General features: G+C 34.0%; 24 protein-coding genes. 20 read left to right on the top strand and 4 right to left on the bottom strand.

The annotated features are described in order from the left end of the window. The first annotated feature begins 15 nt into the window (after positions 1-15). The 7 genes from QOR44_RS06155 (at position 16) to QOR44_RS06125 (ending at position 4,793) form a co-directional block, all read left to right on the top strand. Complete coding sequence (locus QOR44_RS06155) at positions 16-903, top strand: aldose 1-epimerase family protein (RefSeq protein ID WP_017648274.1); 888 nt, start codon at positions 16-18, stop codon at positions 901-903. 188 nt (positions 904-1,091) lie between these two features. After that, positions 1,092-1,316: a helix-turn-helix domain-containing protein gene (locus QOR44_RS06150; protein WP_000284847.1), complete on the top strand. Its 225-nt coding sequence runs from the start codon at positions 1,092-1,094 to the stop codon at positions 1,314-1,316. A gap of 134 nt (positions 1,317-1,450) precedes the next feature. Further along, on the top strand, positions 1,451-1,588 hold the full coding sequence (locus tag QOR44_RS06145; protein ID WP_176721358.1) for a hypothetical protein: 138 nt from the start codon (positions 1,451-1,453) through the stop codon (positions 1,586-1,588). Next, positions 1,585-1,833 (top strand): DUF3173 family protein, encoded by a 249-nt coding sequence (locus QOR44_RS06140; protein WP_017648273.1) that lies wholly within the window; start codon positions 1,585-1,587, stop codon positions 1,831-1,833. Before QOR44_RS06145 ends, QOR44_RS06140 begins: the two co-directional genes overlap by 4 nt. A gap of 2 nt (positions 1,834-1,835) precedes the next feature. Next, on the top strand, positions 1,836-3,041 hold the full coding sequence (locus tag QOR44_RS06135; RefSeq protein ID WP_000208707.1) for a tyrosine-type recombinase/integrase: 1,206 nt from the start codon (positions 1,836-1,838) through the stop codon (positions 3,039-3,041). Positions 3,042-3,321: 280 nt separating this feature from the next. After that, positions 3,322-3,702 (top strand): ATP-binding cassette domain-containing protein, encoded by a 381-nt coding sequence (locus QOR44_RS06130; RefSeq protein WP_001883227.1) that lies wholly within the window; start codon positions 3,322-3,324, stop codon positions 3,700-3,702. A gap of 557 nt (positions 3,703-4,259) precedes the next feature. Beyond that, a complete protein-coding gene (locus QOR44_RS06125; protein WP_001042297.1) occupies positions 4,260-4,793 on the top strand; it encodes a hypothetical protein in 534 nt (177 codons plus the stop codon). A 254-nt stretch (positions 4,794-5,047) separates the two neighbouring features. On the opposite strand, the gene QOR44_RS06120 is transcribed toward QOR44_RS06125, so the two are convergent. Continuing rightward, positions 5,048-5,644: an Ltp family lipoprotein gene (locus QOR44_RS06120; protein ID WP_000162273.1), complete on the bottom strand. Its 597-nt coding sequence runs from the start codon at positions 5,642-5,644 to the stop codon at positions 5,048-5,050. 229 nt (positions 5,645-5,873) lie between these two features. Between QOR44_RS06120 and QOR44_RS06115 the strand changes: the two genes are divergently transcribed. The 3 genes from QOR44_RS06115 (at position 5,874) to QOR44_RS06105 (ending at position 8,231) form a co-directional block, all read left to right on the top strand. Continuing rightward, positions 5,874-6,371 carry a DUF8821 family protein gene (locus QOR44_RS06115; RefSeq protein WP_000582585.1) on the top strand — a complete coding sequence of 166 codons (498 nt, stop codon included), beginning with the start codon at positions 5,874-5,876 and terminating at the stop codon, positions 6,369-6,371. Positions 6,372-6,374: 3 nt separating this feature from the next. Further along, a complete protein-coding gene (locus QOR44_RS06110) occupies positions 6,375-6,791 on the top strand; it encodes a VOC family protein (RefSeq protein ID WP_000245060.1) in 417 nt (138 codons plus the stop codon). 99 nt (positions 6,792-6,890) lie between these two features. Beyond that, positions 6,891-8,231 carry an MATE family efflux transporter gene (locus QOR44_RS06105; RefSeq protein ID WP_000285042.1) on the top strand — a complete coding sequence of 447 codons (1,341 nt, stop codon included), beginning with the start codon at positions 6,891-6,893 and terminating at the stop codon, positions 8,229-8,231. Positions 8,232-8,289: 58 nt separating this feature from the next. On the opposite strand, the gene QOR44_RS06100 is transcribed toward QOR44_RS06105, so the two are convergent. Beyond that, positions 8,290-9,057: an epoxyqueuosine reductase QueH gene (locus QOR44_RS06100; RefSeq protein ID WP_000567588.1), complete on the bottom strand. Its 768-nt coding sequence runs from the start codon at positions 9,055-9,057 to the stop codon at positions 8,290-8,292. A 159-nt stretch (positions 9,058-9,216) separates the two neighbouring features. Between QOR44_RS06100 and uvrC the strand changes: the two genes are divergently transcribed. Then, a complete protein-coding gene (uvrC, locus tag QOR44_RS06095) occupies positions 9,217-10,998 on the top strand; it encodes an excinuclease ABC subunit UvrC (RefSeq protein ID WP_001003967.1) in 1,782 nt (593 codons plus the stop codon). 41 nt (positions 10,999-11,039) lie between these two features. Here the strand turns inward: uvrC and QOR44_RS06090 are convergent, their stop codons facing one another. Further along, positions 11,040-12,821 carry a glycerophosphodiester phosphodiesterase gene (locus QOR44_RS06090; RefSeq protein WP_283572685.1) on the bottom strand — a complete coding sequence of 594 codons (1,782 nt, stop codon included), beginning with the start codon at positions 12,819-12,821 and terminating at the stop codon, positions 11,040-11,042. 169 nt (positions 12,822-12,990) lie between these two features. Between QOR44_RS06090 and QOR44_RS06085 the strand changes: the two genes are divergently transcribed. The 6 genes from QOR44_RS06085 to QOR44_RS06060 all read left to right on the top strand — a co-directional run bounded on the left by QOR44_RS06085 (position 12,991) and on the right by QOR44_RS06060 (position 21,455). Beyond that, positions 12,991-13,593 carry a nitroreductase family protein gene (locus QOR44_RS06085; protein ID WP_000670189.1) on the top strand — a complete coding sequence of 201 codons (603 nt, stop codon included), beginning with the start codon at positions 12,991-12,993 and terminating at the stop codon, positions 13,591-13,593. A 46-nt stretch (positions 13,594-13,639) separates the two neighbouring features. Next, positions 13,640-15,046, top strand: coding sequence for a dipeptidase PepV (gene pepV, locus QOR44_RS06080; RefSeq protein WP_000150950.1), 1,407 nt, complete (start codon positions 13,640-13,642; stop codon positions 15,044-15,046). 96 nt (positions 15,047-15,142) lie between these two features. Then, a complete protein-coding gene (locus tag QOR44_RS06075; protein WP_000130593.1) occupies positions 15,143-15,727 on the top strand; it encodes a uracil-DNA glycosylase family protein in 585 nt (194 codons plus the stop codon). 14 nt (positions 15,728-15,741) lie between these two features. After that, positions 15,742-16,476, top strand: a complete 735-nt coding sequence (locus tag QOR44_RS06070) for a PHP domain-containing protein (RefSeq protein ID WP_001205489.1) — start codon at positions 15,742-15,744, stop codon at positions 16,474-16,476. 168 nt (positions 16,477-16,644) lie between these two features. Further along, positions 16,645-20,403 (top strand): pullulanase, encoded by a 3,759-nt coding sequence (locus tag QOR44_RS06065; RefSeq protein WP_000823018.1) that lies wholly within the window; start codon positions 16,645-16,647, stop codon positions 20,401-20,403. 134 nt (positions 20,404-20,537) lie between these two features. After that, entirely contained in the window at positions 20,538-21,455 is a 918-nt protein-coding gene (locus QOR44_RS06060) for a TDT family transporter (RefSeq protein WP_000800355.1), read from the top strand. 41 nt (positions 21,456-21,496) lie between these two features. On the opposite strand, the gene QOR44_RS06055 is transcribed toward QOR44_RS06060, so the two are convergent. After that, positions 21,497-21,673 (bottom strand): DUF3042 family protein, encoded by a 177-nt coding sequence (locus QOR44_RS06055; RefSeq protein ID WP_000239229.1) that lies wholly within the window; start codon positions 21,671-21,673, stop codon positions 21,497-21,499. A gap of 110 nt (positions 21,674-21,783) precedes the next feature. Here QOR44_RS06055 and miaA point away from each other — a divergent pair, with 110 nt between their 5' ends. From miaA to QOR44_RS06040, 3 genes are all read left to right on the top strand, one after another. Then, positions 21,784-22,674 carry a tRNA (adenosine(37)-N6)-dimethylallyltransferase MiaA gene (miaA, locus tag QOR44_RS06050; RefSeq protein WP_001226485.1) on the top strand — a complete coding sequence of 297 codons (891 nt, stop codon included), beginning with the start codon at positions 21,784-21,786 and terminating at the stop codon, positions 22,672-22,674. A gap of 90 nt (positions 22,675-22,764) precedes the next feature. Then, complete coding sequence (gene hflX / locus QOR44_RS06045) at positions 22,765-24,003, top strand: GTPase HflX (protein ID WP_000573351.1); 1,239 nt, start codon at positions 22,765-22,767, stop codon at positions 24,001-24,003. Then, complete coding sequence (locus QOR44_RS06040) at positions 23,996-24,643, top strand: hypothetical protein (protein WP_000568317.1); 648 nt, start codon at positions 23,996-23,998, stop codon at positions 24,641-24,643. Before hflX ends, QOR44_RS06040 begins: the two co-directional genes overlap by 8 nt. The last annotated feature ends 41 nt before the right edge of the window (positions 24,644-24,684 follow it).

Below are 24,684 nucleotides of genomic sequence, written 5' to 3'. Positions count from 1 at the left end.
TTGGGGAATCAACTAATGAAATTAAAAAATGACGAATTAACGGTTGAATTTAAACCAGAGGGGGCGACCATCAGTTCGATTAAAGATCGAGATGGTGTGGAATATCTTTGGCAAGGCAATCCAGAGTACTGGAGTGGTCAGGCACCAGTTCTCTTTCCTATCTGTGGTAGTCTAAGAAATGATGAAGCCACTTTTAAGGTTGGTGAAAAAACAATTTCTGGCTCAATGCCTCGCCATGGGATTGTCAGAAAACGCACTTTTGATTTAGTAAAACATACCGAAAATGAGATACAGTTTCGTATTTTGTCTGACGATGAGATGTTAAAGCAATACCCTTTTCCATTTGAACTCCAATTAACCTATCGCTTGGACGGTAATAAGTTGGAAACAGAATATGCAGTTCGATATTTAGGTGAGTTAGATGCGATGCCATTTTTTATTGGAGGCCACCCAGGATTTAATTGTCCATTATTAGAGGATGAAGCATTTGATGACTATTACCTAGAATTCGAATTGGAAGAAGATTGCACGATTCCAAAAAGTTTCCCAGATACGGGACTTCTTGATTTTTCCAAACGTCAACCAATGCTATCTAAAACAAGAATTTTAGAATTGAATTATGAACTGTTTCAACATGATGCGTTGACGTTTGATAACCTTAAATCTCGGAAGGTTGCTTTGAAATCCAAAAACCATCAAAAAGGATTAAAAGTATCATTCGAAGATTTTCCTTTCTTAGTTGTTTGGACAACAACCAACAAAGGGCCATTTATTGCTCTGGAACCGTGGAGTGGCTTATCTACCTCTTTGACAGAAACGGACAACTTTATTGATAAAACCCATGTCACTTATGTTGAAAAAGGCGAAGTATCTCGCAAAGCATTTACAATTGAAATTTGTTAATGAATTTGGCAATTAGCTTAATAATATTTACTTTAATATTTTTACTTATATCATGAAATTATGATTTATTGATTTAAAATTTATCAATAAACTTCAGTAATATTGAGGTAATATATCAGCTGTCATATTATGACAATTTCCAAGTTTTCTTCTAAAAGTATTCTATACTTTTTATAGGAGAAAGCTATATGTACCAACGTATAAGGGACTTGAGAGAAGACAATGACTTCACTCAGAAATTTGTAGCTGAAAAACTATCGTTCTCTTCCACAAATTATGCAAAGATTGAGAGAGGTGAGGTAGTTCTTACAGCTGAAATACTTATAAAACTCTCTGCACTCTATAACGTTAGTACGGATTATATTCTTGGACTATCAGACTGTCCTCAAAGAATTAAACAAAAAATAAAATAGTCTCTCCTTGATTTGTTCATTGACAATTGAATAAACCGAGGTGGGACTTTCTTATTTGTCGAGCAATTTAGTGAGATACGCCGTGATAGGAGCGAAAATTATTAGCTATAAAATAGAGTGGTTCTCTATCTGCCATGACCACAAATAAGGACAATGATACTTCTGAACGTTCAGGCTGCCATCGTAAAAGGACAGCGGGTGAGATGCCCATGCACGATTTAACCAATCATACCCACGGAGGAAGTAATTTTTTGACAGGAGTGGAGATATGAAAACAGTAACATATAAAAACTTGATGAATATTGGTTTTCCGGAACATACGGCAAGAAATATCATTAAAGAAGCAAAAAGAATAGCAGTAAAAAAGTTTGAAGAAGCTCGCAAAGTTGGCCATAATGCGGTACAATTAAGTAAATCGCCCTTTGACAATAGAAGACTCGGTATTGCTCCTAAAGATATTGTAGAAGAGTTAATCGGAATTTCACTCTCTGAAGCAAGTTTAGAAAGTGAGAATTAAAGATGACTACAAAAAATCAAAAAAAATACAAAGGTGTTTATTGTGATAAGAATGGTAAAATATTTTATCAAGCTGATCTTGGTGTTGACCCTGTAACAGGTAAACGAGTTCAAAAGAAAGCTAGAAAGAATCAGTATGGTAAGCCATTTAGTACAATGAAAGAAGCGTATGATGAACTGGTCCGAATTAGGTATGAGTTTAATAATAATCTTAGTATTGAAAATTACAATATAACATTTGAAAGTTACATGAATAGCATTTATCTAAGAGCCTATAAGCAAAAGGTTCAAGCTGTAACTTATAAAACTGCTTTGCCACATCACAAGTTATTTATTCAGTATTTTGGCTCCAAAACTTTAAAAGAGATAACAGCTAGAGATTGTGAATCTTTTAGATTACATATCATTGAACATTACTCTGAAAACTACGCGAAGAATTTATGGTCACGATTTAAGGCATGCATGGGTTATGCTGAGAGATTAGGATATATTTCAACTATGCCATGTAAGGCGTTAGATAATCCTAGAGGCAAACACCCTGATACACCATTTTGGACTTATATTGAGTTTCAGAACTTTATTAAATCATTTGATTTGCAAGATTATGAAGAATTACAGAGGTTTACAACTATTTGGTTATATTATATGACAGGTGTTCGTGTGAGTGAAGGTTTATCGTTATGGTGGGAAGATGTCGATTTCGAACACAAATTCTTGAAGGTTCATACAACCTTGGAAAAGGATGAAAATGGAAATTGGTATCGCAAAGACCAAACCAAAACACCAGCAGGAGAGCGCCTAGTTGAATTAGATGATGTGACAATATCAGTATTGGAAAACTGGCGAAAAAATCAAGTTTCCAATCAAGATACAGATTACATCATTTCACGATTTGGTGAACCGTTTTGTAAATCAACAATCTGTCGAGTTATCAAGAGAAAAGCTCAAGAAGTTGGAGTACCGGTGATAACAGGAAAAGGTTTGAGACATAGCCATGCTTCCTATCTTATAAATGTTTTGCAGAAGGACATTTTATATGTAGCAAGACGAATGGGACATGCTGATAAATCTACAACTTTGAATACATATAGCCACTGGTTTAATGCATTAGATAAAACAGTATCAGAAGAAATCACTCAAAATGTGATTAGTGCAGGACTAGATTCCATTTTATGCCAAAATTCCTGCCAAACTCTGAGTAAAGGCTAAAAAGCCTATTATATCGCCAACAGAGTAACTTGTGTTATTGTTACTCTTAAATAATCAGTTCCTGATTATTTAAAGGTGAAAGCCTATTTTTAAAGCCTTTTCGTTAAAGTTAAGGCGATTAAAAAAGGGATAATTCATTTGAATATTCCCTAAAAAACACCCCCACAAATTATTGTGGGGGTGTTTTATTTTTATAAAAAAATTTACTGATAAAAGTTGGAGTACTCATTGAAGAGTCTTTCTTTTTAACTGATTTAATCGTATTTGATAATTTATCTCTATGTTAAATATCATTGGAAAGCTAGAAGCGATTGATTCCGGAACTATTCTTGTGAATGGAATCAATTTAAATAAAATAAAAGAAAAAGATTATTTTAAGAACCACCTTAGCTATTTATTTCAAAATTTTGGTTTGATTGACAATAGAACAATTCAGGAGAATTTGGAATTGGCATTTTTAGGTAAAAAAATAACTAAAAATGAAAAACTCTCCCAGATGCGCATGGCGCTTAAAAGTGTCAATTTGAATATCGATTTAAATAGAAAAATCTTTTCATTATCAGGAGGAGAAACTCAACGTGTAGCGATTGCTAAAACCATACTCAAAGATTCTCCTATTATTTTAGCAGATAAGCCTATGGCATCTGTTGATAAAAAATAGTGATGAAATTATTGAGCTAACCTTAGGGCTGAAAACGGAGAAAAAGATTATTATTATAGCAACGCACTCTCCAGATGTTTACAATAAAGTAGATCATATCATAAGAATCAGAAAAAGGTAATAGGTAATACATGAAATTTCAATTATTAAGTATTTTATTGAATGGTATTGTTTTTATAAATGCCACTTTTATTATGTTGACACAAATAAGGAGTATTAGGCAACCGACTAAATTGTTAGTACAAATAATCTTTGTACTGAGTTTATTGTTACTCATAATAACTGTCTACCAGTATTTAACGATGGAAAAAGATTGATACAAGGTTTAAGATTGTCTGAAATAGATACTGTGTAAATAATAAAGCGACTAAATAATGCGAATAAATCAATCTTAGACAGATATAAGGTCTCAACAAGAAGTAGAAATAAAAGTATGTTAAAATAGTTTAAGGGGTGGCGATTGCTATCACAATGTTTGTTATTCACTAACTAGTCTAATTTACAATTATTTTAGTTCAAAAAAACAAGTAGCTATTAGTTATTTTAAGGAGCTTACATTGAATAAAAGGATATTATTTAACCTAGTGATGACATTGTTTTTTATCCTATTAGCTATTGTTTCTATTTTCCTTAATTTTGATTATTTAATAGGTATTTTAGGATTAGGAATTTTGACAATCATACTCTTGTTTGGAAATTATTATCACAGATGTTCCCATCCAAAGAGTCTTAATAGCATATCCCACCACACAGAAAAAAGAAAAGTTAATATTTCACTATATTTATTTTTTACTTTTCTTATTTGTGAGTTAGCTATAATGGAGCTCATGCTATATTTAAACAATACGATATCACTTAAAAACCAAAAAGTATTAGCTTGTTTACTATGTGCCTCAATATTTTGTATGTTGCTTGCTGGATACCAATTTGAAAGTAATAGATTTCAAAGTTCTAAAAATTTTTCAGAAGTAAGATGCTTCGGTGTCGCCGTGAATCCCAGACACCCAATAGGTCGTATAATCTATATAAGTGTCTTTGTTTTAATAGTTATTCTATTTTGTATTCTATTAATTTGGGGACCGACAGACTGATGGACTTATGATTCACAAAAGGACAGAGATTATTATGGAAGTCTCTAGTTTGTGATGCTTAGTATAAGTGTGTTGGCTAATACAGCTATAGATTTATCTATAGTGCTTGTTTATTGGAATTAACCCAAAGATTATTTATTGATAAAAACCCTCCTAAGTCTTAATGAACTTAGGAGGGTTCTTGCTATTTTATAGCTGGAATATTAGCATAAGCTATCAATTCTATTACATAAGGATAGACTATTGGTATGTCATCATTTCAAATGATTTACAGCATATTGGGCTTCATCATTTGTGAATTTATCGCCCAGCGTAGATGTCAATTGTTTATAGATTTCTTCTTTGGATAAAGAAGAACTACTTTGATAACTTTTAGCAGTCTCAAGAGCATTTTCTTTGAAATCTACTTTGAGATGGTCTATAGCGTATTGGGCTTCTTCTTTTGTAAATTTATCAGAGTGGGTTGCCTTATCTGGAGACTCCGAATAGAGCTGTTCAAAGATAGATTGTTTAGATAAATTCATGGTCTTTGAATAAATTTTGGCAGAAATCAAGGCATTTTTTTTGTAATTAACCTTGAGGTTATTAATCACAAAGTTGATGTCTTCTTGACGATATTTCTTAGAATCCTTTTTTAATTTTTCAATGATACTATCTTTAGACATATGGCCAGACTTAGCATATTCTCTTGCTTTTTTGACAATTGTTTTTTGAGTTTTATTAAATTTAACTTTTGCTTTCTTGGTGGCAGCATAAACGTTGTTATGATTAAAAATAGAAGTTGTTGGTGTATATAAGGCTATTCCTATTAAAAGAGTAGCGCAGATAAATAAGAATATCTTTTTGGTCATGTTTAGCTCCATCAGCTTTTTAGGTGAATCAGGTTTACACCTTGATTGATGCTTTGACATCAAGTCTAGATTAATTATAAGTATTAAGTAGAGAAAGGTCAAGAAATTACTGATGTGGTAGTGTTCTAAATGTACTACTTTACTACTTTTTATAAGTGATTAGAATGTACTTTTTCTTCAAAAAAGAGTATACTAAATTATCGAAAATTTTAATCAAAAAGGAAAGAACATGATTATCGACTTTAAAACCGTTTCAACTAAAGGTTTGGAGACTTCTCCAGTGGCAGAAGCCTTGGCTGGTTTGCGTGCAAATGAAGCTCGCTATTTCTGGAATAAATTCAAAGTAGCCTACGAAACATTTCCAGTATCAGACTATCCAGAATTGATGGCAGATATTAATGACCTTCTAAAAAATGAACGTAACCTTGTTTTTGCTGCAAAGCCTTTAGAGATTTCACAGCTTTTTTTAGAGAATCGTATTTTATGGACACATGTTTTCTATGAGGATGGTTTAGCCATTAATATTTTATATGAATTAGATAATCCTAAAAAGAGAGCTGTAGGTTTAAAATTATCAGATGGAATGGATATTCCTATTGAATTAGCGGACAAGTTTAAGTTCGCTCGTCAAAAGTCAAAACTCGCAGGTATAATACGTGGTTCTTATTTTACCCTAAAAGGAGAAAATGAAACTCTGATGCAGCGTTGGTTGGATAATATGAAGTGAGGTATGGTAATGAAAGCAATTGAAATTTATATGAATATTAATGGTCGTGGGGCCGAAGCTATTACATTTTATGAAGAGATTTTTAATACAAAAGCAGAACACGTCACAACTTTTGCACAGGGCTGGCCAGATTGTCCGCCAGAACTTGAACATTTAATTATGAACGCTCAATTTAATATTGATGGTATTCGAATGCAACTTTCTGACAATAATCCTATTTTTGATTTTCAAATTGGACAAAATATGACAGCAGCTTTAATTGTGGAATCTGTAGAAGAAGCACAAGAGTTATTCAATAAGCTTTCTCGAGATGCAATGAACATTAAAATGCCTCTACAAGCAGTTCCGTGGAGTCCAGCTTATGGAAATGTGACTGACAAATATGGTATGACATGGCAAATCAATACTGAGCTTAGCTAAAATGGGGTTGAGGATTATTTCTCAGCCTTTTTAAATAGCATTGACAGAGTATTCTAGCTAAGCTAAAATAAATTGATTAAGGTGAAAAGGAGAAAAAAGATGTATCAAACTCAGACAAATAAGGAAAAATTTGTTTTATTTTTGAAATTATTTATCCCAGTATTGATTTATCAATTTGCTAATTTTTCAGCTACTTTTATTGATTCGGTTATGACTGGACAGTATAGTCAGCTACATTTGGCAGGTGTGTCAACTGCTAGTAATTTATGGACTCCGTTTTTCGCTTTATTAGTTGGTATGATTTCAGCATTAGTACCAGTAGTTGGTCAACATTTGGGTAGAGGAAATAAAGAACAAATTCGCACAGAATTTCATCAATTTCTATATTTAGGTTTGATACTGTCCTTAATATTATTTTTAATCATGCAATTTATTGCTCAACCTGTCTTGGGGAGTTTGGGGTTAGAAGATGAAGTTCTAGCAGTTGGTCGTGGTTATTTAAATTATATGTTGATTGGAATCATGCCGCTGGTGTTGTTTAGCATTTGCCGTTCATTCTTTGATGCATTGGGGTTAACAAGGTTATCTATGTATCTGATGCTTTTAATTCTACCCTTTAATTCATTTTTTAATTATATGCTTATCTACGGTAAATTTGGTATGCCTAGACTAGGAGGTGCGGGGGCAGGTCTTGGAACTTCTTTAACTTATTGGGCTATTTTTATTGTTATTATTATTGTGATGGCACTTCATCCTCAAATTAAAATATATCATATGTGGACTCTGGAAAGAATAAAAGCTCCTTTGATTATTGAAGATATTCGATTGGGATTACCGATTGGTTTACAAATTTTTGCAGAAGTTGCAATTTTTGCAGTAGTAGGCTTATTCATGGCAAAATTTTCTTCCATCATTATTGCAGCACATCAGGCTGCTATGAATTTTTCATCATTAATGTATGCCTTTCCTTTAAGTATTTCCACTGCTCTAGCTATTACAATATCGTTTGAAGTAGGGGCAGAGCGCTTTCAGGATGCAAACACTTATAGTAGGATAGGACGCTTAACAGCGGTAGGGATTACATCAGGAACCTTACTATTTTTATTTCTATTTCGTGAGAATGTAGCAGCAATGTATAATAGTGACCCTCACTTTGTCGCTATTACAGCTCAATTCCTAACTTATAGTCTCTTTTTCCAGTTTGCAGATGCTTATGCAGCTCCTGTACAGGGGATTTTACGAGGCTATAAGGATACAACAAAACCGTTTATGATCGGTGCGGGCTCTTATTGGTTATGTGCTTTGCCATTAGCGGTTATCTTAGAAAAAAATAGCCAGTTAGGTCCGTTTGCCTATTGGATTGGTTTAATCACAGGTATTTTTGTTTGTGGTCTATTTCTAAACCAACGTCTGCAAAAGATTAAGAAGTTGTATTATTAAAGTTTGACAAGATTTATACCAAAAAAGGCTTAGTTCTTTACTAAGTCTTTTTTATCATTTACATTGACTTGCCATTAAATGTGAAGCGTATATTAGGAAATTCTTCTTTGCCGTCTTTATCACTCATGAAAGCTTTCGCATCTTTTTTGATTTGGAGAAGATTTATCCCTTGATCTTTAGCACCGAAGATACATCCACAGTAACATTGGCGGTAGATATCATAATCTTTACACATCTCAACGGAACGTTGGTAACCTTTATTTTTTTTAAGGTCGCTAGGAAGATACTGAGTATCATAAATTTTTTGGACATCAATACCAATAGTATTGATTGTTTGAGAGTTTTTGTGAGGACTAATAGTTAGGGCACTGCCAAAGTAATCAAAACCTAGTTCAACGGCTTTTTCCGCTGTCTTATCAAGACGGAAATCATAGCAAACTTTACAACGATCCCTACCTTCAGGTTCTTCTTCTAACCCATGAACAATTTTGAAAAATTCATTTGGTTCATATGGTGCTGATAAGAATTGTACAGAATATCCAGTATTTTTGTTGAAATCATGAACAAATTTTTGAGTAACATATTCGCGGCGATAATATTCATCTTTAGGATGGATATTTGAATTAGCAAAATAGATGGTAACATCTGCCCATTGTGATAAGTATTCAAGGGTATATGTACTACAAGGAGCACAGCAGACATGCATCAGAATTTTAGGACGGATATCACTAGCTTGCCACTGCTTAACCATTTGTTGCATGACCCAATCGTAATTGATTTTTTGGTTAGGTTTCATTTTTTCAAGAATATTCTCAACGTCTATCATAAAAACTCCTCAATAATTCACTTGTTTAAAGTGTAACATAAAATAATTGCTTAGACTAGGAGTATTGAGGTTTTATTCAAGTATTGGAAGATACAATAGATGTTGGGGGAATAGTATTTATTTCGTAAAGATTACAGTACATTTTGTTATAATAGTTCTATGAATGAACTGATTAAACATAAGCTAGAATTGTTACCAGACAGTCCTGGTTGTTACCTTCATAAAGATAAGAATGGGACAATTATTTATGTAGGTAAGGCTAAAAATCTTAAGAATCGTGTGAGAAGTTATTTTCATGGGAGTCATAATACTAAGACAGAACTTTTGGTCTCTGAGATTGAAGACTTTGAATACATTGTGACAACATCTAATACCGAAGCTCTATTATTGGAAATTAATTTAATCCAAGAAAATATGCCGAAGTATAATATTCGATTGAAAGATGATAAGTCTTACCCATATATCAAAATAACAAATGAACGTTATCCTCGTCTTATGATTACACGTCAAGTAAAAAAATCAGATGGCACTTATTTTGGACCTTATCCGGATTCTGGGGCAGCAACTGAGATTAAGCGGTTACTAGATAGGCTCTTTCCTTTTAAGAAATGTACTAATCCAGCAAATAAAGTATGCTTTTATTATCATTTAGGGCAATGCAATGCACATACAGTTTGTCAAACTAATAAAGCTTATTGGGATAGTCTGAGAGAAGATGTAAAACAGTTTCTTAATGGTAAAGATAATAAAATTGTTAACGGATTAACTGAAAAAATGAAGAGCGCTGCTATGACTATGGAATTTGAGCGTGCGGCTGAATATCGAGATTTGATCGAAGCAATTAGTTTGTTGCGTACTAAGCAGCGTGTTATTCATCAAGATATGAAGGATAGAGATGTTTTTGGTTATTTCGTTGATAAGGGTTGGATGTGTGTACAGGTCTTTTTTGTTCGAAATGGAAAATTGATTCAGCGTGACGTGAATATGTTTCCTTATTATAATGAACCAGAGGAAGATTTTCTAACTTACATAGGGCAATTTTATCAAGATACAAAACATTTTCTACCCAAAGAAGTCTTTATTCCACAGGATATTGATGCTAAGTCGGTTGAAACAATTGTAGGCTGTAAGATTGTTAAACCACAACGTGGTGAAAAGAAACAGTTAGTAAATCTGGCAATAAAAAATGCTCGTGTCAGTTTACAACAGAAGTTTGACTTACTGGAAAAAGATATTCGTAAAACTCATGGGGCAATTGAAAATTTAGGTAATCTTCTTAATATCCCTAAACCAGTACGCATAGAAGCATTTGATAATTCCAATATTCAAGGGACAAGTCCAGTAGCTGCTATGGTGGTATTTGTGAATGGAAAGCCAAGTAAAAAAGACTATCGAAAGTTTAAAATTAAGACTGTTATCGGACCAGATGATTATGCTAGTATGAGAGAAGTCATTCATCGGCGTTATAGTAGGGTTTTAAAAGATGGCTTGACACCTCCGGACTTGATTGTAATTGATGGTGGTCAGGGGCAAGTAAATATAGCGCGTGATGTTATTGAGAACCAATTAGGTTTAGCCATACCTATTGCAGGTTTGCAAAAGAATGATAAACACCAAACACATGAATTACTTTTTGGAGATCCTTTAGAAGTAGTAGAACTACCGCGTAATTCAGAAGAATTTTTCTTACTTCACCGTATTCAAGATGAGGTACATCGTTTTGCTATTACTTTTCATCGTCAATTACGCTCCAAAAATTCCTTTTCTTCAAAATTAGATGGTATCACTGGGTTGGGACCAAAACGTAAACAATTGCTAATGAAACATTTTAAAAGCTTACCTAGTATCCAAAAAGCTGATATTGAGGACATTATTATGTGTGGTATTCCTAGGAATGTAGCAGAAAGTCTCCGAGATTCTCTTAATGATCCTCCTAAATAAAAAACTTAGTAGATACTGTTCTACTAAGCTTTTTATTTAATTTAACCCTCGCTATCAATAAGTTGGAGAGCTCTTTGATAATAATTAGGGCTATTTTTGATATCTTTATTAATGACCTTGAAAAGATTGAGTTCATCTGTGATGATTCCATTAACTGGGCTTTGTAAATAACGTATCATAAGGTTATCACGGTTAATAGTCCAAACATAGAGCTGTTTATTATATTCTTGGGCGAGATATGCAATCCAATCATTGTATGAAAATTCCTCAATCCCATAAAAGTCAACGTTATGATTTTGAAGCGTTCCCCAATGTAGTGGGATTAGGTAACCTGTATCAAGTTGTGGCAATTTTTTCTCAACCTTTTCAATGAGTGTCAAGTTGAGAGACATTACTTTATGCTTGGTTGATAGACGAAGCTCTTTAAATTCTTTGATAAATTCATCCGCATAGATATCGAGGTTTTGATTATACGGTTTCAATTCAATCATGATTTTTTGATCTAGTGACTGAGCGGTCTTCATAAATTCTGCAAATGATGGAATGTAACTAGCAAAACGCTCTTGGTGAATTGGGATTTTTGTAACTTGATCTAAAGTTAGTTTAGAAACATCTTTGTTCATACCAGAGAGTCGTTTGAGATTATCATCATGAATGACTACTAATTTATGATCTTTTGTCATGATAACATCCATCTCTGAGTAATCTGCTTTTGCTTTATGGGCTGCTTTTAATGCTTCAATAGAATTTTCAACGCCATGTGATGTATCACCACGATGGGCTATTAATTCTTTTTTAATTGAAATGTTATCTTGTAAGAGAGCCAGAGCTATAGCATTTTTTAAGGCAGTGGTACCAATAGCTAGAGCTAGGATAACACAAGCAATGTGTTTAAATTTTTGCTTATGTTGGACGCCTTTCCAAGCTCTCCATTGTTGAACAATACTTTTATTTTGTTTAATATCTGCTAATAGGTGACTTATGATTAAACATTTAATAAGAAGTGTTACGGCAAAAAGTATTGATTTTAAAAGGTTATAGAAAGTGGCTTGAAGAGGAAAATTGTTTCCAGAATGATCAATGAATGAAAATGTACCAGCAACAACAGCTAGTGCAACTGTTCCAATTACAGATATAAATAAACTGGTTAAAATAATTTTACTTAGAAGACGCCACTGACGCTTTCCGTGGCTAAGTTTCCAACTCTCTAAAAGTGCTTCTTTAGCATTGTAGTCAGTTAAAATGGTCAGCGGGAGAAAATAGATTAATCGAAGGTTTAAGTAACAAATAAGCAGTAAAAGGGTAGAGTAACCTATCTTTCCAAAGACTGTCTTTGTTAACTCGCCAGAAATAAAGTCAGGAATTTTAAGATGCTCTAGTATACTTGACCTTAGACCAAGGTTAGCTAGAGGAATTGTCAAAAGTAAGTAGATTGATACCCAAATTAGCTGTGGTCCTAAAAGTGATTTTATTTTTTTAGGAAAGATTGTTAGCCATTTTTTGATACTGAGAGAAAATTCAGTTTTCAGTATGGCAATAGTATAGATAGCGAACTCAGTATAGATGAACCCAATTAGGATTACGATATAAAGTATAAAGAGTAATAAAGCTAAGGGATGATTAAAAAGCAAAGTCCAATTGTCTTTAGTCACCGCGGGAGTATTTGACAATATCAATATCCGACGAAAGATAAAACTCAGAATTCCTTTTACTAAATAAGCAACTAAAGTTTGGATTAAGATACCAGTTCCAATGTAAACCCAAAATTGATTTTTTAAAGAGGTTAAGGTTAGAAAAAAATCTTCTTTTAATGCTCGTAGCATGAATAGCTCCTTTTTTATAGTCATTAGATATTGTACCACAAGTTTGTTTGTTTTTTATGGTAGTTTTCAAACCGGTTTCACTTTTTTATCAATTTTGCCTTCAAAAGCTGAAACGCATTTTAAAAAGTGATAGAATAGTAGGGAAAATCAAATAGAATAGGAGGTTTTTATGAAATTTCTAGAATTAAATAAGAAGCGTCATGCTGTGAAACATTTTAATGATAAACCAGTCGACTTTAAAGATGTTAGAACTGCTATTGAAATTGCGACATTAGCGCCATCTGCTAATAATATTCAGCCTTGGAAATTTGTCGTTGTCCAAGAAAAAAAATCTGCTCTAGCAGAAGGTTTACCGGAAAGTAATTGTAACCAAATTAATCAAGCGCAGTATGTTATTGCTTTATTTACAGATACAGATTTAGGACAGAGATCACGGAAAATAGCTCGTATTGGTCGTAGATCTCTTCCTGATGATTTAATTGGTTATTACATGGAAACTCTACCACCACGCTATGCTTTATATAGTGAAAAACAAACTGGAGAGTATCTCTCTTTAAATGCAGGTATCGTTGCTATGAATTTAGTACTTGCCTTGACAGATCAAGGTATTAGTTCTAATATGATTTTAGGGTTCGATAAAGCGATTACCAATGATGTCTTAGAGATAGATAAACGTTTTAGACCAGAAATATTAATTACTGTTGGTTATAGTGATGAAAAGGTTGAACCTAGTTATCGTTTGCCAGTTGATCATATTATTGAAAAACGTTAATTTTTAAGCACAAACTACATAATATTTTATAGAAGGAGTTGCCGTAATGACAATTGATTTTAGAGCAGAAGTAGACAAACGCAAAGACGCTTTGATGGACGATTTAATAAATCTTCTTCGCATTAATTCGGAGCGTGATGATTCACAAGCTGATGCAGAGCATCCATTTGGTCCTGGACCTGTAAAAGCCTTGGAATTTTTCCTTGATATGGCTGAGCGAGATGGCTACGAAACAAAAAACGTAGATAATTATGCGGGACACTTTACATTTGGTCAAGGCGAAGAAGAACTAGGTATTTTTGGGCATTTAGATGTTGTTCCTGCAGGCAGCGGTTGGGATACAGACCCTTATGAACCAGTTATCAAGGATAACCGTTTATATGCTCGAGGCTCATCAGACGATAAGGGACCAACAATGGCATGTTATTATGCTCTAAAAATTATTAAAGAGCTTGGGCTACCAACATCTAAGAAAGTTCGTTTTGTTGTAGGAACTGATGAAGAATCTGGATGGGGAGATATGGATTACTACTTCGAACATGTTGGTCTTCCAAAACCTGATTTTGGTTTCTCTCCAGATGCAGAATTTCCAATTATAAATGGTGAAAAAGGTAATATCACTGAATATTTACATTTTTCAGGAGAAAATAAGGGAGCTGTTAGACTGCATAGCTTTTCTGGCGGACTTCGCGAAAACATGGTTCCAGAATCAGCCACAGCACGTTTCACAAGTCATTTAGATCAGACAACACTTGGAGCTAGTCTAGCTGATTTTGCAAGTAAACATAATTTGAAAGCAGAATTATCTGTAGAAGATGGGCAATATATAGCTACAGTTTATGGTAAATCTGCTCATGGTTCAACACCGCAAGAAGGTGTTAATGGGGCGACTTATTTAGCTCTTTATCTAAGTCAATTTGATTTTGAAGGTCCTGCTCGTGCTTTCTTAGATGTTACAGCCAACATTATTCACGAAGACTTCTCAGGTGAAAAACTTGGAGTAGCTTATGAAGATGACTGTATGGGACCATTGAGCATGAATGCAGGTGTCTTCCAGTTTGATGAAACTAATGATGATAATACTATCGCTCTTAATTTCCGTTACCCACAAGGGACAGATGCTAAAACTATCCAAACTAAGCTTGAGAAACTTAACGGAGTTGAAAAAGTGACTCTTTCTGACCATGAACACACACCACACTATGTACCTATGGACGATGAATTAGTATCAACCTTGCTAGCTGTCTATGAAAAGCAAACTGGTCTTAAAGGACATGAACAGGTTATTGGTGGTGGGACATTTGGTCGCTTACTTGAACGGGGTGTTGCATACGGTGCCATGTTCCCAGGAGATGAAAACACTATGCATCAAGCTAATGAGTACATGCCTTTAGAAAATATTTTCCGTTCGGCTGCTATCTATGCAGAAGCTATCTATGAATTAATCAAATAAAATAATCCTTAAACTAAATATGTGATCAATGATAAAGGGTGGTGAAGACATGAAAGTGTCTTTGCCTCTTTTCATAAGGTTAGATTTGGAGACTTTATGACTGACTTGGAAAAAATTATTAAAGCAATAAAAAGTGATTCACAGAATCAAAATTATACAGAAAATGGTATTGATCCTTTGTTTGCTGCTCCTAAAACAGCTAGGATCAATATTGTTGGCCAAGCACCTGGTTTAAAAACTCAAGAAGCAAGACTCTATTGGAAAGATAAATCTGGAGATCGTCTACGCCAGTGGCTTGGAGTTGATGAAGAGACATTTTACCATTCTGGAAAATTTGCTGTTTTACCTTTAGATTTTTATTACCCAGGCAAAGGAAAATCAGGAGATTTACCCCCTAGAAAAGGTTTTGCGGAGAAATGGCACCCTCTTATTTTAAAAGAAATGCCTAATGTTCAATTGACCTTGCTAGTTGGTCAGTATGCTCAGAAATATTATCTTGGAAGCTCCGCACATAAAAATCTAACAGAAACAGTGAAAGCTTACAAAGACTATCTACCCGATTATTTACCCCTGGTTCACCCATCACCGCGAAATCAAATTTGGCTAAAGAAGAATCCATGGTTTGAAAAAGATCTAATCGTTGATTTACAAAAGATAGTAGCAGATATTTTAAAAGATTAAGGATAGGAGTTGGTATGAGAGATAATCATCTACACACGCATTTTTCCTATGATTGTCAAACGGCATTTGAGGACTATATTAATGGTTTTACAGGTGAATTTATCACAACAGAACATTTTGATTTATCAAATCCTTACACCGGTCAAGACGATGTTCCTGATTATAGTGCTTATTGTCAAAAAATAGATTATCTTAATCAGAAATATGGAAATCGATTTAAAAAAGGAATTGAAATCGGTTATTTTAAAGATAGGGAATCAGATATTTTAGATTATTTAAAAAATAAAGAATTTGATTTAAAACTATTGTCAATCCATCATAATGGTAGGTATGATTATCTGCAAGAAGAAGCTCTGAAAGTACCAACAAAGGAGCTTTTAGCAGATTACTTTAATCGTATGGAATTTGCCATAGGCCGTGTGGAAGCGCACGTTTTAGCTCACTTTGATTATGGTTTTCGTAAGTTAAACTTAGATGTAGAAGATTTAAAACCGTTTGAAACACAATTGAAGCGCATTTTCAGAAAGATGTTATCTAAGGGGTTAGCTTTTGAACTAAATACCAAATCCCTTTATCTATATGGGAATGAAAATCTTTATCGTTATGCTTTAGAGATACTAAAACAGCTTGGTTGTAAACAATACTCTATAGGCTCTGACGGTCATATTCCTGAACATTTTTGTTATGAATTTGATAGGCTTCAAGGCCTGTTAAAGGACTATCAAATTGATGAAAATCATTTGATATGAGGAAATTTTTGATAAAAAAGCTAGGCAATATTGCTTAGCTTTTTTGTAATGTTATTGATAGTTTTAGTGAAAATTTCAAAAAAATAAAGAAATCATTTACTTGTTGCAAGCGCTTGCGTAAATTGTTATGATTTTATTGGTAACAATTCATTAAAAAAGGAGAATGATATGAAAAGAAAAGACTTATTTGGTGATAAACAAACTCAATACACGATTAGAAAGTTAAGTGTTGGAGTAGCTTCAGTTGCAACAGGGGTATGTATTTTTCTTCATAGTCCACAGGTATTTGCTGAAGAAGTAAGTGTTTCTCCTGCAACTACAGCGATTGCAGAGTCGAATATTAATCAGGTTGACAACCAACAATCTACTAATTTAAAAGATGACATAAACTCAAACTCTGAGACGGTTGTGACACCCTCAGATATGCCGGATACCAAGCAATTAGTATCAGATGAAACTGACACTCAAAAGGGAGTGACAGAGCCGGATAAGGCGACAAGCCTGCTTGAAGAAAATAAAGGTCCTGTTTCAGATAAAAATACCTTAGATTTAAAAGTAGCACCATCTACATTGCAAAATACTCCCGACAAAACTTCTCAAGCTATAGGTGCTCCAAGTCCGACCTTGAAAGTTGCTAATCAAGCTCCACAGATTGAAAATGGTTACTTTAGACTACATCTTAAAGAATTGCCTCAAGGTCATCCTGTAGAAAGCACTGGACTTTGGATATGGGGAGATGTTGATCAACCGTCTAGTAATTGGCCAAATGGTGCTATCCCTATGACTAATGCTAAGAAAGATGATTACGGTTATTATGTTGATTTTAAATTATCTGAAAAACAACGAAAACAAATATCTTTTTTAATTAATAACAAAGCAGGAACAAATTTAAGCGGCGATCATCATATTCCATTATTACGACCTGAGATGAACCAAGTTTGGATTGATGAAAAGTACGGTATACATACTTATCAACCCCTCAAAGAAGGGTATGTCCGTATTAACTATTTGAGTTCCTCTGGTAACTATGACCACTTATCAGCATGGCTCTTTAAAGATGTTGCAAACCCCTCAACAACTTGGCCAGATGGTAGTAATTTTGTGAATCAAGGACTATATGGAAGGTATATTGATGTACCACTAAAAACTAACGCCAAAGAGATTGGTTTTCTAATCTTAGATGAAAGTAAGACAGGAGATGCAGTGAAAGTTCAACCCAACGACTATGTTTTTAGAGATTTAGCTAACCATAACCAAATTTTTGTAAAAGATAAGGATCCAAAGGTTTATAATAATCCTTATTACATTGATCAAGTGCAGCTAAAGGATGCCCAACAAATTGATTTAACAAGTATTCAAGCAAGTTTTACAACTCTAGATGGGGTAGATAAAACTGAAATTTTAAAAGAATTGAAAGTGACAGATAAAAATCAAAATGCTATACAAATTTCTGATATCACTCTCGATACTAGTAAATCTCTTTTAATAATCAAAGGCGACTTTAATCCTAAACAAGGTCATTTCAATATATCTTATAATGGTAACAATGTCACGACAAGGCAATCTTGGGAATTTAAAGACCAACTTTATGCTTATAGTGGAAATTTAGGTGCAGTTCTCAATCAAGATGGTTCAAAAGTTGAAGCCAGCCTCTGGTCACCGAGTGCTGATAGTGTCACTATGATTATTTATGACAAAGATAATCAAAACAGGGTTGTAGCGACTACCCCCCTTGTGAAAAATAATAAAGGTGTTTGGCAGACGATACTTGATACTAAATTAGGTATTAAAAACTATACTGGTTACTATTATCTTTACGAAATAAAAAGAGGTAAGGATAAGGTTAAGATTTTAGATCCTTATGCAAAGTCATTAGCAGAGTGGGATAGTAATACTGTTAATGACGATATTAAAACAGCTAAAGCAGCTTTTGTAAATCCAAGTCAACTTGGACCTCAAAATTTAAGTTTTGCTAAAATTGCTAATTTTAAAGGAAGACAAGATGCTGTTATATACGAAGCACATGTAAGAGACTTCACTTCTGATCGATCTTTGGACGGAAAATTAAAAAATCAATTTGGTACCTTTGCAGCCTTTTCAGAGAAACTAGATTATTTACAGAAATTAGGAGTTACACACATTCAGCTTTTACCGGTATTGAGTTATTTTTATGTTAATGAAATGGATAAGTCACGCTCAACAGCTTACACTTCCTCAGACAATAATTACAATTGGGGCTATGACCCACAGAGCTATTTTGCTCTTTCTGGAATGTATTCAGAGAAACCAAAAGATCCATCAGCACGTATTGCCGAATTAAAACAATTAATACATGATATTCATAAACGTGGCATGGGGGTTATACTTGATGTCGTCTATAATCACACTGCAAAAACTTATCTCTTTGAGGATATAGAACCTAATTATTACCACTTTATGAATGAAGATGGTTCACCAAGAGAAAGTTTTGGAGGGGGACGTTTAGGAACCACCCATGCAATGAGTCGTCGTGTTTTGGTTGATTCCATTAAATATCTTACAAGTGAATTTAAAGTTGATGGTTTCCGTTTTGATATGATGGGAGATCATGATGCGGCTGCGATTGAATTAGCTTATAAAGAAGCTAAAGCTATTAATCCTAATATGATTATGATTGGTGAGGGCTGGAGAACATTCCAAGGTGATCAAGGTAAGCCGGTTAAACCAGCTGACCAAGATTGGATGAAGTCAACCGATACAGTTGGCGTCTTTTCAGATGACATTCGTAATAGCTTGAAATCTGGTTTTCCAAATGAAGGTACTCCAGCTTTCATCACAGGTGGCCCACAATCTTTACAAGGTATTTTTAAAAATATCAAAGCACAACCTGGGAATTTTGAAGCAGATTCGCCAGGAGATGTGGTGCAGTATATTGCTGCACATGATAACCTTACCTTGCATGATGTGATTGCAAAATCAATTAATAAAGACCCTAAGGTAGCTGAAGAAGAGATTCATAGACGTCTGCGTTTAGGAAATGTAATGATTTTAACATCTCAAGGGACAGCATTCATTCATTCTGGTCAAGAGTATGGTCGTACGAAGCGTTTACTTAACCCTGATTACATGACAAAAGTTTCAGATGACAAATTGCCTAATAAAGCAACACTTATTGAAGCTGTTAAAGAATACCCATATTTTATTCATGATTCATATGATTCTTCAGATGCCATTAATCATTTTGATTGGGCGGCAGCCACAGATAATAACAAACACCCAATTTCAACGAAAACACAGGCCTATACAGCAGGTTTAATCACATTAAGGCGTTCAACAGATGCTTTCCGGAAATTGAGCAAAGCAGAAATTGATCGTGAGGTTAGCTTGATTACAGAGGTAGGTCAAGGTGATATTAAAGAAAAAGATTTGGTTATTGCTTACCAAACAATAGATTCTAAAGGTGATATTTACGCAGTATTTGTTAATGCTGATAGTAAAGCTAGAAACGTTTTACTAGGTGAAAAATATAAACACCTTTTAAAAGGGCAAGTAATTGTTGATGCTGATCAGGCGGGGATTAAACCAATCTCAACTCCTAGAGGTGTTCATTTTGAAAAAGATAGTTTGCTGATTGATCCATTAACAGCAATTGTGATTAAAGTTGGCAAAGTTGCCCCTAGTCCTAAGGAGGAATTGCAAGCAGATTATCCCAAAACACAATCTTTCAAGGAATCTAAAACAGTAGAAAAAGTAAATAGAATAGCTAATAAGACCTCAATAACTCCTGTAGTTTCTAAGAAAGCCGATTCATATCTGACAAATGAAGCTAATTTGCCAAAAACTGGAGATAAGTCATCAAAAATACTAAGTGTAGTAGGAATAAGCATTCTAGCAAGTCTACTTGCTCTAGTAGGTCTCTCTTTAAAGAGGAATCGTCACTTAAAATAAAAGCAAACTTTAGAAGAGCTTAAAAAAGAAGTTAGTCAATGGACTAGCTTCTTTTCATTAAGTTAATAAAATCACTTATCAGCAAAATCTAATTGTGTTATAATAGATGTAAACGTTTTTTTATGAGGTATATGATGAAAAATTGGGAAAAACCACCATTAGTGATGGCGGGATTAGTATTGGGGTTATTAGCTTTGGGGAACCTTCTAGAGGAATATGGCACCTATTTTCGCTATTGTTTAGGGCTAGTAGCACTTGTTTTTTGGATTTTTTTAATCAAAGGAATATTAAAAAATAAAAAAGAAAGCAGGAGGGAGTTAAGCAATCCTTTGATTGCTTCTGTCTTTACTACTTTTTTTATGGCAGGTATGATTTTATCGACCTATATCTTATTATTTAGAAGTTTAGGAATATGGGTAGCAGTTCTGTCAAAAGGTGTATGGTGGTTGTCATTTATTGCGTTAATCATTCATATGGCTATTTTTTCATGGAAATATTTGAGACACTTTTCGATGGCTAATCTTTTTCCTTCTTGGTCTGTCCTCTATGTTGGTATAGGGGTAGCTAGCCTGACAGCACCAATTAGTGGACAATTCACTATTGGGAAAATAGTCTTTTGGTATGGTTTTATTGCAACTTTAGTATTATTACCATTTCTATTCATTAAAGCATATAAAATCGGGCTACCTTCGGCAGTTAAGCCTAATATAACTACTATTTGCGCTCCAATGTCGCTAATCACAGCGGGATATGTCAATAGTTTTGTGTCACCAAATAGAGGTTTATTACTGCTATTAATCGTAATGGCACAATTTCTTTATTTTTTCATTCTTTTTCAGGTGCCTAAATTACTGATTGGTGATTTTACACCAGGTTTCTCAGCCTTTACTTTCCCCCTTGTTATCTCAGCTACCTCACTTAAATTAAGTATTCAGCATCTATCATTACCAGTTGATATACAGGGGCTAGTCCACTTTGAAATTGGGACAACAACTCTTATTGTTATGATAGTAATGGTACGTTATATTTTCTTTTTAAGGCGAACAATTTAATATAAAATAACTCCCTTACTAGCTAGTAAGGGAGTTATTGTTTAATGAGAGACACGTTTACGTGCAGCTTTTTTACGATTTTCTTCGATAAAAGCTATTTTTTCTTCCTCAGGTTCAATAATTGTTTTTTTGATAGCAAATGCAGCACCTGCAAGAGTAGCAGCTGTTGCAACGACTCCTGTTGCTATTCCTTTAGCAAATGCGAATTTTTTAACCATAATAATTCTCCAATCTATGATGAAGACTCTGCTTCTATCTATGATATAATTATGGTAACGAAATACTAGTTAAATTTCAAGTAAAAACCTTTATAGAATTGAGAAGTATCATGAGAAAAATCAAGCTTATAGCAGTTGTTGGTCCTACTGCGGTTGGGAAGACAGCATTAGGAATTGAATTAGCTAAAACTTTCAATGGCGAAATCATTAGTGGTGATAGTCAGCAAGTTTATCAGAAGTTAGATATCGGAACGGCTAAAGCTAGTAAAGAAGAGCAAGAACAAGCTTATCATCACTTGATTGATGTTCGTGAAGTAAATGAGAACTATTCGGTTTATGATTTTGTCAAAGAGGCAAAAGTAGCTATTGATACGATTATTTCTAAGGGGAAAATTCCTATTATTGTTGGAGGTACTGGCCTATATTTACAGAGTTTGTTTGAGGGCTATCATTTAGGAGGCGAAGTCAATCAAGAAACTCTTATGGCCTATCGTGAAAAATTAGAGTCTCTAAGTGATGAAGATTTATTTGAAAAGTTGACAGAACAATCCATTGTTATACCGCAAGTTAATCGTCGACGTGCCATTCGTGCATTAGAATTGGCGAAGTTTGGGAATGATTTGCAAAATAGTGAAAGTCCGTATGATGTTTTATTAATTGGATTGAATGATGATCGTCAGGTGCTTTATGATCGTATCAATAGACGAGTTGATTTGATGATAGACAATGGTCTCTTAGATGAAGCTAAATGGCTATACGATAACTACCCGAGTGTTCAAGCAAGTAGAGGAATTGGCTATAAAGAATTATTTCCTTATTTTTCAAAGCAAATACCATTAGAAGAAGCTGTTGATAAACTAAAACAAAATACCAGACGTTTTGCAAAACGCCAATTAACATGGTTTAGAAACCGTATGAATGTCGAATTTATTATGGTTGGTGAGGAAAATTATCAACAAAAAATCAAGCGAAAAGTCAGTGATTTTTTATCATCAAAGTAAATAAAGCCGTTTCTCGCATTTAAAGGGCATTATGTTATAATAAAGATTACGTATTTAGAACAAGAAAAAAATATTGAAAGGAGATTATAGGTGATAGAAACTAAAGAAGAGCAAGAACGTGTTATTTTAGTTGGGGTAGAACTTCAAGATACTGAGAATTTTGAAATGTCCATGGAAGAACTTGCTAGCTTAGCTAAGACAGCAGGAGCAAATGTTGTTAATCATTATTATCAAAAAAGAGATAAATATGATAGTAAATCATTTATCGGATCTGGTAAATTAGAGGAGATAAAAGCTATTGTAGAAGCAGATGAGATTGATACCGTTGTGGTTAATAATCGTTTGACTCCGAGACAAAACTCTAATTTGGAAGCTGAACTTGGTGTTAAAGTTATTGACCGTATGCAACTTATTTTAGATATCTTTGCTATGCGTGCTAGAAGTCATGAAGGGAAATTACAGGTTCATCTAGCGCAATTGAAATATATGTTACCACGCTTAGTTGGACAAGGTATTATGCTTAGTCGTCAAGCAGGGGGAATCGGAAGCCGAGGTCCAGGAGAATCTCAGTTAGAGTTGAATCGTCGTTCCATTCGTCATCAAATTTCTGATATCGAAAGACAATTGAAGATTGTAGAAAAAAATCGCGAGACGGTTCGAGAAAGACGTGTTGATTCGACAACCTTCAAAATTGGATTAATTGGATATACAAATGCTGGCAAGTCAACTATTATGAATGTTTTGACCGATGATAAGCAATATGAAGCCAATGAATTATTTGCAACGTTAGACGCTACAACCAAGCAGATCTATTTACAAAATCAATTTCAAGTCACTTTAACAGATACTGTTGGTTTTATTCAAGATTTACCTACAGAGTTAGTTGCGGCTTTCAAGTCTACCTTAGAAGAAAGTCGACATGTCGATTTATTACTTCATGTTATTGATGCTAGTGACCCTAATCATGAAGAACACGAAAAAGTTGTTATGGAGATTCTTAAAGACTTAGATATGATAGATATTCCTCGTTTAGCGATATACAACAAGATGGATGTCACTGAGCAGCTGAATGCAACAACTTTTCCTAATGTGAGAATTGCAGCCAAAAAACAAGGGAGTAGGGATTTATTACGCCGTCTTATTGTGGATGAAATACGACATATCTTTGACGAATTTTCGATTAGAGTGCATCAAAATCAAGCATATAAGCTCTATGATCTCAATAAAATAGCATTGCTTGACACCTACACCTTTGAAGAAGAATACGAGAATATTACAGGCTATATTTCTCCTAAACAAAAATGGAAGCTGGAAGAATTTTATGATTGATTATATTGATTTGGCTTTGACTTATGGTGGTTTTACGAGCTTAGATAAAGTTTATCTAGAGAAAAAACTAGATGACCTCTCTAAGCAACAACGACTTGATTTTATCACCCCACCTCCTAGTGTGATTAATGCTTATTTTGCTGAAATATATCAAAAGCAAGGGCCAGAAGCGGCAACTGATTACTATTTTGAACTTTCCAAAGCCTTGGGCTTGTTTCCAAAACATTTATCGTTTGATGAAGAAAAACCTTTTATTCGTTTGAATTTATCAGGAAAATCATTTGGTTTTGCTTACCTAAATGATCAAGAAGAAGCGAGTGTTTTTTCTGAAGTTAAAGAAGTCATTACACCGCAGTTACTCTTAGAAATTGCACAGATTTTTCCTCAATATAAAGTCTATCAAGATCGGTCTGGTATCAGAATGGCAAAAATAGATTTTGACGAAACAGAATCTCAAAATATTACACCAGAAACAAGTTTACTAGGGAATGTCTTACAACTTAAAAAAGATATTATTAAAATAACTAGTTTCAATCAAGAAGAGCTATTAGAGTTGGTTAAAACAAAGTCAGGTAAATACTATTATTCTAGTCAAGGACGTGAGTCAGTTATTTATATTGATACTAAATCTACTCATTAAATTTATTAAGTTATGGAAGGATTATAAAAAAGTCAACAAGT

The organism is Streptococcus agalactiae (assembly GCF_949788565.1).
Taxonomy (GTDB): Bacteria; Bacillota; Bacilli; order Lactobacillales; family Streptococcaceae; genus Streptococcus; species Streptococcus agalactiae.
Note: the sequence above shows the minus strand (reverse complement) of the source record. Positions and strands in the feature narration are given on the sequence as shown.

Coding starts and splice junctions, on each gene's coding strand:
- QOR44_RS06155 (WP_017648274.1), top strand. CDS start 16: ATGAAATTAAAAAATGACGAATTAACGGTTGAATTTAAACCAGAGGGG.
- QOR44_RS06150 (WP_000284847.1), top strand. CDS start 1,092: ATGTACCAACGTATAAGGGACTTGAGAGAAGACAATGACTTCACTCAG.
- QOR44_RS06145 (WP_176721358.1), top strand. CDS start 1,451: ATGACCACAAATAAGGACAATGATACTTCTGAACGTTCAGGCTGCCAT.
- QOR44_RS06140 (WP_017648273.1), top strand. CDS start 1,585: ATGAAAACAGTAACATATAAAAACTTGATGAATATTGGTTTTCCGGAA.
- QOR44_RS06135 (WP_000208707.1), top strand. CDS start 1,836: ATGACTACAAAAAATCAAAAAAAATACAAAGGTGTTTATTGTGATAAG.
- QOR44_RS06130 (WP_001883227.1), top strand. CDS start 3,322: ATGTTAAATATCATTGGAAAGCTAGAAGCGATTGATTCCGGAACTATT.
- QOR44_RS06120 (WP_000162273.1), bottom strand. CDS start 5,644: ATGACCAAAAAGATATTCTTATTTATCTGCGCTACTCTTTTAATAGGA.
- QOR44_RS06115 (WP_000582585.1), top strand. CDS start 5,874: ATGATTATCGACTTTAAAACCGTTTCAACTAAAGGTTTGGAGACTTCT.
- QOR44_RS06110 (WP_000245060.1), top strand. CDS start 6,375: ATGGTAATGAAAGCAATTGAAATTTATATGAATATTAATGGTCGTGGG.
- QOR44_RS06105 (WP_000285042.1), top strand. CDS start 6,891: ATGTATCAAACTCAGACAAATAAGGAAAAATTTGTTTTATTTTTGAAA.
- QOR44_RS06100 (WP_000567588.1), bottom strand. CDS start 9,057: ATGATAGACGTTGAGAATATTCTTGAAAAAATGAAACCTAACCAAAAA.
- uvrC (WP_001003967.1), top strand. CDS start 9,217: ATGAATGAACTGATTAAACATAAGCTAGAATTGTTACCAGACAGTCCT.
- QOR44_RS06090 (WP_283572685.1), bottom strand. CDS start 12,821: ATGCTACGAGCATTAAAAGAAGATTTTTTTCTAACCTTAACCTCTTTA.
- QOR44_RS06085 (WP_000670189.1), top strand. CDS start 12,991: ATGAAATTTCTAGAATTAAATAAGAAGCGTCATGCTGTGAAACATTTT.
- pepV (WP_000150950.1), top strand. CDS start 13,640: ATGACAATTGATTTTAGAGCAGAAGTAGACAAACGCAAAGACGCTTTG.
- QOR44_RS06075 (WP_000130593.1), top strand. CDS start 15,143: ATGACTGACTTGGAAAAAATTATTAAAGCAATAAAAAGTGATTCACAG.
- QOR44_RS06070 (WP_001205489.1), top strand. CDS start 15,742: ATGAGAGATAATCATCTACACACGCATTTTTCCTATGATTGTCAAACG.
- QOR44_RS06065 (WP_000823018.1), top strand. CDS start 16,645: ATGAAAAGAAAAGACTTATTTGGTGATAAACAAACTCAATACACGATT.
- QOR44_RS06060 (WP_000800355.1), top strand. CDS start 20,538: ATGAAAAATTGGGAAAAACCACCATTAGTGATGGCGGGATTAGTATTG.
- QOR44_RS06055 (WP_000239229.1), bottom strand. CDS start 21,673: ATGGTTAAAAAATTCGCATTTGCTAAAGGAATAGCAACAGGAGTCGTT.
- miaA (WP_001226485.1), top strand. CDS start 21,784: ATGAGAAAAATCAAGCTTATAGCAGTTGTTGGTCCTACTGCGGTTGGG.
- QOR44_RS06040 (WP_000568317.1), top strand. CDS start 23,996: ATGATTGATTATATTGATTTGGCTTTGACTTATGGTGGTTTTACGAGC.